We start from the raw sequence: 1,449 nt of genomic DNA, 5'->3' as shown, positions 1-1,449 counted from the left end.
TGAACTGCCTCCCATTTCTTGGACATGAGAAATGGGAGGCTTTCTTTATGCGCGTTGATTTGAGAGTGAAGCATGATATCGAGGCCAGGAAGGCGGCCATAGGGCTCTTCGAGCTCGGGCACGGGTATAAATCTGCCGCGATTGCCCTTTCGCTTCCCGTGGAAGCCGTGAGAAGATGGCAGGAGATATACCGCGCATTCGGGAGCGAGGTGCTGCTGCGCATGGACGGAAAGCAGGGCAGGTACACATACGAGCAGAAGGTCGCCGCCGCCTCCGCCGTCGTCGACGGCGGCATGACGAAGACCGAGGCGATGGCGGCGTTCGGCATAATGTCGATGTCGCCGCTCAAGAAGTGGTGCGCGCTATACCGCCGGGGCGGCGCGGAGGCCCTGCGCCCGAGGCCCAAGGGCCGGCCGAAGGGTTCCAAGGCGAGGCCGCGGACCCGCGAGGAGGAGCTCGAGGAGCGGTGCCGTAGGCTCGAGGCCGAGGTGGCCTACCTAAAAAAATTACGCGCCCTGGTCGAGAGGGACGGGCTCTGACCAGGGCGAAGGCCGAAGCGGTCGCGGCCCTGCGCGCCGAGGGGCACGCGCTCGGGCACCTGCTCGCATGCGCCGAGCTCAAGCGGTCGACCTACTACTACGCCCTCGCGCACCCGCCGAGGCCCACGCGCCCCGAGCTCTGGGAGGCGGCCGCCGAGATCTTCTCGCGCACCGCCAACGGCTGCGGGCACCGGCAGATAGCGATGTGCCTCAGGGCGGAAGAGGGGGCCGTGATAGCCGACAAGACCGTGCTCAAGATGATGCGCGAGATGGGGATTCGCTGCGGTATCAGACGCGAGACGGCCTACCACAGGTACAACTCGTACAGGGACGTCGTCGGCAGGACGTTCGAGAACGTGATCGCGAGGGATTTCGACGCCGGGGCCCCGTGGCGGAAGCTGGGAACGGACGTCACCGAGTTCAAGGTGGCGGGCGGCAAGGCCTACTGGGCCCCGACGCTGGACTTCTGCACCAAGGAGATCGTGGCGAGCGACATATCGACCACGCCCGACATGGCCCAGCAGGTCAGGATGCTCGACGAGCTGCTGTCCAAGATCCCCGAGGGCGCCGCCCCGACCATGCACTCGGACCGGGGCTGGCAGTACCAGCACGCCTCGTACACATCCAGGCTCGAGGCCGCCGGCATCGTCCAGAGCATGTCCAGGAAGGCGAACTGCATCGACAACGCCGCCACCGAGCAGCTCTTCGGCCACGTCAAGGACGAGTTCTACCGGGGCCGCGAGTGGGAGACGTTCGAGGATTTCAAACGCGACCTGGAGGAATACATAGTCCACTGGAACACGAGCCGGAGGCAGGTAAGATTGAAGGGCCTGACCCCGGAGGAGTTCCGGAATCAGGCCCTCGCGGCCTAGTCGCTATTTAGGGCGTCCAAGATTTGGGACGCAGTTCA

At 64.9% G+C, this 1,449-nt stretch carries 2 protein-coding genes; both read left to right on the top strand.

The window, feature by feature from the left end; all coding sequences use genetic code 11:
• The coding region (locus DWW51_RS10140; RefSeq protein WP_347487368.1) for a helix-turn-helix domain-containing protein at nt 1-539 on the top strand (539 nt) is incomplete at its 5' end.
• On the top strand, nt 506-1,411 hold the full coding sequence (locus DWW51_RS10135; protein ID WP_197032264.1) for an IS3 family transposase: 906 nt from the start codon (nt 506-508) through the stop codon (nt 1,409-1,411). The genes DWW51_RS10140 and DWW51_RS10135, both read left to right, overlap by 34 nt.
• Nucleotides 1,412-1,449: the final 38 nt, after the last annotated feature.

The organism is Collinsella sp. AF15-51 (assembly GCF_003462845.1).
Lineage (GTDB): Bacteria > Actinomycetota > Coriobacteriia > Coriobacteriales > Coriobacteriaceae > Collinsella.
This window is presented reverse-complemented; position numbering and strand designations above follow the sequence as displayed.